Source organism: Shewanella sp. SR44-3, from assembly GCF_014163735.1.
Taxonomy (GTDB): domain Bacteria; phylum Pseudomonadota; class Gammaproteobacteria; order Enterobacterales; family Shewanellaceae; genus Shewanella.
In genome coordinates, this window is the sequence record NZ_JACJDV010000066.1 from 1 (window position 1) to 9,081 (window position 9,081).

At 43.9% G+C, this 9,081-nt stretch carries 7 protein-coding genes and 1 pseudogene; 5 read left to right on the forward strand and 3 right to left on the reverse strand.

All coding sequences use genetic code 11. From position 1 onward, the window contains the following. Nucleotides 1–1,805 (reverse strand): fibronectin type III domain-containing protein (locus H5073_RS17535; protein ID WP_182680855.1); only part of this gene is annotated, 1,805 nt, incomplete at its 3' end. Nucleotides 1,806–2,417: 612 nt separating this feature from the next. Here H5073_RS17535 and yrfG point away from each other — a divergent pair. After that, nucleotides 2,418–3,083 carry a GMP/IMP nucleotidase gene (gene yrfG, locus H5073_RS17540; RefSeq protein ID WP_182680856.1) on the forward strand — a complete coding sequence of 222 codons (666 nt, stop codon included), beginning with the start codon at nucleotides 2,418–2,420 and terminating at the stop codon, nucleotides 3,081–3,083. Nucleotides 3,084–3,103: 20 nt separating this feature from the next. Here the strand turns inward: yrfG and H5073_RS17545 are convergent, their stop codons facing one another. Next, the gene (locus H5073_RS17545) at nucleotides 3,104–4,459 is read right to left on the reverse strand and encodes a HAMP domain-containing sensor histidine kinase (protein WP_182680857.1); all 1,356 of its coding nucleotides are present in this window, start codon (nucleotides 4,457–4,459) and stop codon (nucleotides 3,104–3,106) included. Continuing rightward, a complete protein-coding gene (locus H5073_RS17550; protein WP_182680858.1) occupies nucleotides 4,456–5,151 on the reverse strand; it encodes a response regulator transcription factor in 696 nt (231 codons plus the stop codon). Before H5073_RS17550 ends, H5073_RS17545 begins: the two co-directional genes overlap by 4 nt. A 125-nt stretch (nucleotides 5,152–5,276) precedes the next feature. Here H5073_RS17550 and H5073_RS17555 point away from each other — a divergent pair, with 125 nt between their 5' ends. The 4 genes and pseudogenes from H5073_RS17555 to H5073_RS17570 all read left to right on the forward strand — a co-directional run. Continuing rightward, the gene (locus H5073_RS17555; protein WP_182680859.1) at nucleotides 5,277–6,329 is read left to right on the forward strand and encodes a glycosyltransferase family 2 protein; all 1,053 of its coding nucleotides are present in this window, start codon (nucleotides 5,277–5,279) and stop codon (nucleotides 6,327–6,329) included. 4 nt (nucleotides 6,330–6,333) lie between these two features. After that, on the forward strand, nucleotides 6,334–7,737 hold the full coding sequence (locus tag H5073_RS17560; protein WP_182680860.1) for a glycosyltransferase family 39 protein: 1,404 nt from the start codon (nucleotides 6,334–6,336) through the stop codon (nucleotides 7,735–7,737). Then, on the forward strand, nucleotides 7,721–8,203 hold the full coding sequence (locus H5073_RS17565) for a GtrA family protein (RefSeq protein WP_182680861.1): 483 nt from the start codon (nucleotides 7,721–7,723) through the stop codon (nucleotides 8,201–8,203). The genes H5073_RS17560 and H5073_RS17565 overlap by 17 nt, the downstream gene beginning before the upstream one ends. 246 nt (nucleotides 8,204–8,449) lie before the next feature. Further along, nucleotides 8,450–8,791 (forward strand): annotated as a pseudogene (locus H5073_RS17570) (helix-turn-helix domain-containing protein); the annotation flags it as partial. Nucleotides 8,792–9,081: the final 290 nt, after the last annotated feature.

Here is a 9,081-nt window from a genome sequence, read left to right on the forward strand (position 1 = left end):
CTGGTATTGGTTGCAACCGGCGCACTATTGGCAACCTTTGGAATAACGCTATTGGATGCAGCTGAGGCAGCACTGATTCCTACGATATTGGTGGCCGTAACAGTGAAGCTATAGGCAGTTCCGTTGGTCAGGCCTGTCACTGTCAGCGGGGATGATGAGCCTGTAGCCGTAAAACCACTAGGATTTGCAGTAACAGTATATGCAGTGATTGCTGCGCCACCATTACTCACTGGAGCGGTAAAACTCACACTAGCTTGAGTATCACCAGCTGTTGCAGTGCCTATTAACGGGGCATCAGGTATAGTAGCGGCATTACTCACAGTGATGCCGTTACCAGTTAGGTCTGCGATATCAAGAGCGAGATCTGCACCTCTATTCCAGTCTTCTGCTGCTGCAATATTATAAGTTACTGCACCCGTTGAACTAGTACCATTTTTATTGAGACGACTAATTAGTGCATCTTTATCCGTACTATTAAGGGTAATAGAAAAGCTACTGCCATTGGTGAGTTCAACGCTAGCTGAGGTGAGGGCATAACTATTAGCATCACCACTAATCGTTAGTTTAGATACATCAATATCATTCAAAGCACCCGCTTTGCTGACAAGTCCACTACCAGTAACCACTAGCATTCCACTACTGGCATTATAAGTGGCACTACTAATCGAAGGGAAAGGGACATTCGATACAGTCACTGCATTTGAAGCATCTGCAATATTGCCACCTGTGATTTCACTGTTCCAATCATCCGCTGCAGCTAAATTATAGCTTGTACCGCTAGTAGAGTTGCTGCCAGTTTTGTTGAAAATGGTTTCGACCATAGCATAGTCAGTCGCATTTAAAGTCACAGAAAATGCAGTCGAACTAATAACCTCTACATCGGGAGAAGTAAGCGTATAAGGTGTACCACCTTCACCTGTTATGGTTAATAAACTAACCCTAATATCATTATTGGCGCCGAGAAGCCCAACAAAATTAGTACCTGTAGCGGTAAGCACATGGGTGCTGCTATCGTAAGTAGCAGAGGTAACGCTAGGAGCGCTCACATTACTGACAGTTATGCTATTGCCTGTTAAATCGGCTGGTGAAGCTCGTGTAGCATTCCAGCTAACTGCTGCTGCCAAATTATAAACGCTTCCGTTAATAGCATCGAAACCGTTTTGATTTAATAAACCATTAATTGCCAGTTTATCAGCAGCATTTAACGTAACAGAGAAGGTACTTGAGCTACTGGCTGTTACATTGGAGCTAGTCAGGGTATAAGCGCCATCATTGCGACCGGTTAACGTCAGTTTACTCACATCTATAGTGTCGCCAACACTCATACTAGGCGCTGTAACAGCCAATATTCCAGTATTAGCATCATAGTTAGCACTGGTAATACTCGGGGGAGCGGAGACAGTAAATACCAAGTTATCAATCCCAACACGCCAATTATTTACCGAATAAGAGTAGGTTATTGATGTAACCCCTACCCAGTCTGACGGAGTATGTGTCGCAATCGCTCCAACAATAGCGCCATCGTTATCAGCAATGCTCCAAGGAGTGCCCACATTGGGCGTCATCACATAATGGTTGCTTGTGGAATTATTAGTAAACTCACCGATTTGAAGGCTAGACACTGTGATCGGCACATTAAATGTCACAGTATAAGCAACGGCTCCCCCCATCACCCCTGGGTCTAAAAACCCCGAAGAAACACCAGCGAAATTAGCCCCATCAGAGCGAGTAGCCGTTAATGTTGTTGTTCCGTCATCAGCAGTTGTCATCACAGCAGGCGTACCGCCCCCAGTATAAGGCGTCATAGTAAACTTAGCCGCCATAAGCTGATTGGAACAAAGCAACAATGGCAAGATAAGTAACCACCGAAAGAAGAGTGTAAATGACCTATTTTCTATTAATCCTTTGCTTCTTCTAGAGAAGCGTTCAGCACTCAACCTGTAAAGGTTTTTCAGCAGAATATTCATTGGCACCCTCTTCAACTTAATTTGATTATTTTTTAATGTTTATCATTTTAGAGCATAAAAAATGTACATCATAATATTTATCAAGCTATACACCTGCTTACCAATATAAATGCTATATAAACCTTAGCCACTCACGCACCACACTAAATCATTAAAAATCAATGAGCATTAGAGACCTTGAATGTTAAGATACATCTTTAGACTGATGTTTTAAAAAAAGCGTAAATATGCCACGAATCAATACTCCAGCCAAGCTAGAATTACCAATATAAAATATATCGCTAGATAAAAATATTAACAAACAGCCGCTTTCACCTAATAATTAGTTTGTACTTTGTTAATAATAGCTGGATATAAGTAAATAGCACAAAATACTAAAAGTACAAGGTTAAAATAAGTGTTCTCTCTAGACTCTAGTTTTATAACTAGTAGCAAACCATAGGATTAAAAATGTTTGATTGGGATACCATAGATACCGTGCTACTGGATATGGATGGCACCTTGCTTGATTTGCACTTTGATAACCATTTCTGGCTTACGTTAGTGCCGCAGCAATTAAGCCTGCAAAGAGGCATAAGTCCGCAGGCAGCTCAAAACTTAGTGGAATTGGCTTATAAAAAGGTGCATGGCACCTTAGATTGGTATTGCTTAGATTATTGGCAGCAAGAGTTAGGTTTGGATATTTTAACTTTGCACTACTCTATCGCTGAACGCATTCAATTGCGTCAAGACAGCATGCCGTTTTTGCAAGCCTTGGGGGATGCCAACAAAAAGCGAATTTTATTTACTAATGCTCACCCTAAAAGCTTAAATCTTAAACTTGAGCACACTGAGCTTGCATCTGGATTAGATGCCATATTGTCGAGCCATGAAAGTGGTTATCCCAAGGAGCATCCTGAGTTTTGGCGCCATGGATTTGAAAAATTTAACTTAGACCCAGCTCGCTGCCTGTTTATTGATGACAGTGAAGTTATCCTCGCTGCATCACGCCGCGCCGGTGTTGGCCACCAGCTTGGCATAATGAATCCAGACAGCAAAAAGCCCAATCAAGTGTTTACTGACTTCCCCGCCATTGATGACTACCACCTATTATTACTAGATTTACACTCGACCTAAGCGCAATTTTTCCCATTGCATTACTTAGCTGACTGAGCGCTAGGGAAATACAACAGAGGCAAAACTAAGTTAGCGCTGCAACCACTGCTGGTATTGGCGGTGAGGCTAAAAATCAATTGGTACCGCTGACATAACGCGTCGACAATCAGCAAGCCAAGACCATGGCCATCTGAGACCTCTTTAACTGCTTTATCTAAACCTCGACCTTGGTCCTTAACGCTAATTTTACCCTTAGTGATCACTATAATTATTTCGCCTGTATCACTAGCATGAATGGCGTTACTGATAAGATTAGTGAGTAATATTTTGACTACTGCAGGCTTAAGCAAAATTATCGGCGCCAATTCAAACTGTAGGGTTAGCTTCACCGATTTACTCTTAGCCAGTGGCTGCAGTGACTCAAGAATACTGTCAACTTCTTGTTGCTGTAGCGGCCTAGGGACATCTGGCTCGGTGCCCTTTTCTTGCTTTACCAATTGCAGCAGCGCATCAACAGTCTGCTGCATGCCAATGGCGGAGCGCAGTATTCTATCTCTTTGCTTTGCTTGAAAAGCCTCTGACACATCTTGCTCAAGGAGTTTTGCTGCCCCCATGATCACAGTCAGAGGAGTACGCAGTTCATGGCTGGCGTAGCGAGCAAAGCTTTGCTCTTGCTTTATCATGGCATCTGTTTGCTGGCGATAGAAATTCAGGCTTTGCGCCAATTGATTAAACTCAGCCGCTGAGGTCTCAGGCACAGTAAATGCCTGCGGCAAGGAGGCCGATTTTAGTTGTCGATTAAGCTGCACTACAGGTTCAATTAATCGCTTTGACAACTTATGCATAGCAAAGCCAAAAGCGATAAATAACAACAGTATAATGATAAATACTGCCAACTTAATCACTAGCCATTCATTATCACTGAGCTCTATGGTTTCAGAAGGCGTAATCAGGTAAAGCGGATAGCGTAAGCCCTGATACTCGAACTCACTTTTTAGTAAAAAGAACTCTTCAAATTGTTGCCCATCAAGATTACTAAGCAGCTTTGGTAGCACGTCACCAAGGGCGCTGTAAGGCGAATCAGAGACCACCTCACCGATATAATCTATGGGGTAGCGGCTAACATCACCGTACTGTACTGGCACAGTATCGAGGGAGTAATAAGCCATAGTATGTAAGCCTATAGACAGCGGCCGATTGGCCTCACCTTTAAACTCACTAATGGCATAAACTTGGCTTTGCTGCAGTTCATTTTGGCTCACCTGATCTTCAATCCACTGCATCACACCTAAGCTAGTCACATACAGCAGCAGGCCCACTAAAATTGCGATCGCACTGAAATACAACATCAGCTTGCGAGATAAACTCGTGACTGAGGAGTAACGCTTGTTGATCATTCGTTTAGGCCCGTTTGTTGGCACAATTTAAAGCCCACCTTGGGGATAGTCACCAAAAGAGGCATGTTAAAAGGTTTATCTAATTGATTGCGAAGCTGATAAATGTGACTACGCAAAATATCACCGTTAGGTGGATTATCGCCCCATAATTCTGACTCGAGCTGCTCTTTTTTAACGATGTTAGGGGCGTGCTGCAGTAAAAGGGATAATATTTTATAGGTGGTGGGGGTCAGGACAAGCAGTTTGCCACTGCGCCTGACTTCATGCTTAGCGATATTTAATTCAATATCGGCAAACTGTAAATTCTGCTGCGCCACCTTGCCCCTGTGGCGATTCACCAAGGCGTGTACTCTGGCGTTGACCACATCTAGATCGAAGGGTTTACCCAAATAATCGTCGGCGCCACTTTCAAACCCTGTGAGTAGATCCTCTTTATTGTCTAAAGCCGTCAACATCAAAATAGGCGTTGAACAGCCTAAGGAACGCAAAGTACGACAAAGGCTCAAACCATCCATTCTGGGCAACATCAGATCTAGCACTATGGCGTCAAAATCGAATGCTTGCGCTAAAGATAGCCCTAACTCGCCATTATCGGCAAAGTCCAGCTCGGCGCCTTTGGCTTCAAAATAGTCACCTAATATGCCAGCAACATCAGCATTATCTTCAATAATCAGTAATTTCAATGGATTCATTTCTGGGCTAGTTCCTCGTTGACCGTCCCTAATTTAACAGCATTTTTGTGAAAGTTTTGTCGATAACATTTCCTCCACTTAAGCCTAATTAGACTGACACCAATTAAATCACTCAGGGTAATCTTATGTCCTCTCATCCACCATTATCAGCAAGCTCCAGCACTGAGATCTGCCTGTCGCTTATCATTCCAATTTATAATGAATCGCCAATGATTGAGCCCTTAATGGCCCGATTAGTTCCAGTTATAGCGCAATTAAATGTCAGCACTGAAATTATCTTTGTCGATGATGGCAGCTGTGATGACAGCTGGCAGGCATTAAGCTCACTGTCACCCCATCAATGTGAGCATCAGTGTATCAAGCTTAGCCGTAATTTTGGCAAAGAAGCTGCGATGTCAGCAGGCTTGATGCAGGCCCGTGGTTTAGCGGTTATCTTGCTCGATGCAGACCTTCAAGATCCCCCTGAATTAATCCCCCAAATGATGAGCGCTTGGCAACAAGGCTTTGATGTCGTCAATATGAAACGCCGCAAGCGTTTAGGCGAAACTTGGTTTAAACGCTTCTCTGCCGCAAGCTTTTATCGCTTGATTAACTGGATGTCGGATTCTCCGGTTCCAGAAAATGTCGGTGACTTCAGATTAATGAGCCGCCAAGTCGTGGACTGCATCAACACCTTGCCTGAGCGTAATCGTTTTATGAAAGGCATTTTCAGCTGGCCTGGCTTCTCACAACAAACATTAGAGTTCGATCGTGATCCGCGCTTTTGCGGTGAAACAAAATGGAACTACACCAAGTTGTTAGGCCTTGCGATGGACGGTATTACTTCATTTAGCTTCAAACCTTTACGAATAGCCACCTGGTGCGGCGTGATCACGGCATTATTTGCCTTTGGCTATGGCAGCTGGGTTGTCACCAAAACCTTAGTTTATGGTGACACGGTTGCAGGTTACCCTTCACTTATGGTGGTACAGCTGACGTTTGCAGGCATGCAGCTACTGGCTTTAGGCTTAATTGGTGAATATTTAGGAAGGGTGTTTGTCGAAGTAAAGCAAAGGCCGATTTACCTGATTGAAACCATAAATCATCAAGCGAGTTCCAAGCATGGCCAAGCGAGCACTCAAACAAGCCAAGCCACAGAGGCTAGTGCGGCTAAATCTAATATCAGCTATTTAGGATAACACCATGACTCGAATATTTACCGCCAATAGAGCTTGGGCTTTATTAGCACTGCTACTTATTATTCGCCTTATCTCACTTGGGCTTTATCCCTTGATGGATACCACTGAAGCCCGTTACGGCGAAATGGCACGTCTAATGGTAGAGACTGGCAACTGGCTCACGCCGCAATTTGATTACGGAGTGCCTTTTTGGGGTAAACCGCCACTGCACACTTGGATGAGTGCCAGTTTTATCGCTTTATTCGATGCCAGCGAATTTTTTATTCGTCTGCCCCATTGGCTCGCAGCGGTAATCTTGCTGGCCGTTATCGGTAAATTTGCCTATAAAATGCAAGTACCAGCGCTGCCAAGCATGCTTATCTTAAGTGCAATACCTGTGTTTTACATTTGTACCGGCGCTGTGATGACCGACATAGCCTTAGCGCTGGCCTTTACCTTGGCCATGACAGGTTTTTACCTCGCTTGGCAGGGGGAGAAGAACTATGCCTATGTTGGGTTTACTGGGCTAGCATTGGGATTATTAGCAAAAGGTCCGTTAATTTTAGTGTTATTTGGCTTGAGCAGTGGTATTTGGCTGTTATGGCAATATGGCATAAATAAGATGTGGCATTTGTTGTGGCAAAGAATTCCCCTCCTATCTGGCAGTGCCCTGTTACTCGCACTCACCTTGCCTTGGTATTTAATGGCCGAGCAAGCCACTCCTGGATTTTTACACTACTTTATTATTGGTGAGCATTGGCTTAGGTTTACCCAAAGTGGCTGGGCGGGCGATCTATACGGCACTGCACACGACCAACCAAGGGGAATGATTTGGATTTTTTTCTTGCTGACAGCCTTGCCTTGGTCATTTTTGTTGCCCGCCGCATTAGCCAAGCTTGCCAAGCATAATCAAGGCAAACTCGATAGTTTGAGCGCCTTTCTGCTGTGCTGGTTATTCGCGCCCTTAATCTTATTTACCTTTGCTGGCAATATTCTGCCCGCTTATGTGTTGCCGGGTATTCCAGCTCTGGCCTTATTGATAAGCAAAGCCTGGCAGCAAGGTTTAGGTAAATGGTATTGGCTTACTCTAGTGTCACCGGCATTATTGATAGCCGCTATTATTGTGGTGAATAAGGATAATGGTGCTGTCAAAAGTGAGCGTTATTTATTGTCGCAGCGAAGCCAAGACATACCTAGCTACTATCTTGAAAAGCAGCCATTTTCTGGCCGTTTTTATAGCTTAGGGCAAGCCAAAAAAATTCCGACTCTCACGCAGTGGCAATCCCTCGCTTTGCCTCGCCATTACCTTATTGTTGAGCACCACTTATTGGGCAAACCCGCGCTAGCTTCTTGTAAGAATGTCTATCAAGGGAAGGTGCGAAACTTACTTCTTTGCGGGCCAAAGCTGTCCAATGAAAGTCGCTATTAATATGCGAGTAAATTTGCCTGCTTATTGTAAAGCTAAGCTATTAAGGCTTTATCAACAACATCCCACTGGTACTGGATTTTTACTGGTGGGCGCAGCTGGTTTTATATTTGATATGGCGGTATTTTTTACCCTAATGCATGGGTTAGAACTGTCGCCGTTATCAGCACGCATTCTAGCTTTCATCGGCGCGGTATTACTCACAAGTTTAGCTAATAGGTACTTCACGTTTAGAGGTAGGCGGCACAGGGCCATAACCAGCCAATTACTGTTATCTACTGCTATAGCCTTGATTGCTGGAGCAATAAATTTATCGACATTTTACCTGTTGATATCAAGCCTGCCTGAAGCTAGTGTCACCCACATCATGGCTTTTAGCCTAGGTATACTCATGGGCATGAGCATTAACTGGTTAGGCAGTAACAAGCTAAGCCATAAGCACATCACAGATCATGATACTCATAACTAAGTTACCATTATCATCCGCTATGACTACATATTTTTTTAGTTTTCTCTTTATAGGCAATAAACTAACTTAATGCCGCATCGCATCCATTAATTATCATCTGATACTCCACAAAACATAGGTTGTCTAATCTAGACAGCCTTCACCCCGAATTCAGATAATAACTGCGACACTCTTAGTTGAGGCGCAGAAGAAGCCAACTGCTGAAAGTGGTAAGCTTTATCTCGCCAAAGAAAAAAGAGTATCACTATGAGTTATCAGCAGATGACTGGGGGAAGAAGATATCAGATTTCAGTCCTTTTAGACCAGGGTATTTCGATAGCTTTGATTACAAAAGCTATCAATTGTCATCGTGCGGCTGTCTATCGCGAACTAAAACGTTGTCATGCCCTGCAGGGTTATTGTCCTGACAGCGCTCAAGCCAGTGCGTGTAAGATGCGGCATCATTCAGCCAAATATATGGTCCCCGATACAACATGATCGGAGCCCAGAGCATGTATCGGGCATGAACCAAGCTGTTAGTCATGAATGGATTTACTGCTGGCAAGGAATAAACGGCAAGGTCATAAGCGCTATCGCAGAAGTAAAAAAGGGACTGACTTAAGGACACAGAATTATGAACATGAACACTACCAAGATATTGCCATTTCCATGTTTACTGGTCGTTATATCAGCTAGGGCGTTGGCGGAACGGACAACTCTTTGGATAAGAAGGAGCCCGCACTCTCGGCGTGACAGGCCGCCGCCTCTAATAAGATCCCCATGGATGGGGTGAATGCAAAACAATGTCTGGAACATTATTGGTCCAACTGAACTACCGCTCTTCTTTTGCATTTTCATTTAAAACGAAAAAAGCCTCATCTTTCGATGAGGCTTTTCTC

Excerpts from the sequence above, each read along its gene's own strand:
- yrfG (WP_182680856.1), top strand. The coding sequence starts at position 2,418 with ATGTTTGATTGGGATACCATAGATACCGTGCTACTGGATATGGATGGC.
- H5073_RS17545 (WP_182680857.1), bottom strand. The coding sequence starts at position 4,459 with ATGATCAACAAGCGTTACTCCTCAGTCACGAGTTTATCTCGCAAGCTG.
- H5073_RS17550 (WP_182680858.1), bottom strand. The coding sequence starts at position 5,151 with ATGAATCCATTGAAATTACTGATTATTGAAGATAATGCTGATGTTGCT.
- H5073_RS17555 (WP_182680859.1), top strand. The coding sequence starts at position 5,277 with ATGTCCTCTCATCCACCATTATCAGCAAGCTCCAGCACTGAGATCTGC.
- H5073_RS17560 (WP_182680860.1), top strand. The coding sequence starts at position 6,334 with ATGACTCGAATATTTACCGCCAATAGAGCTTGGGCTTTATTAGCACTG.
- H5073_RS17565 (WP_182680861.1), top strand. The coding sequence starts at position 7,721 with ATGAAAGTCGCTATTAATATGCGAGTAAATTTGCCTGCTTATTGTAAA.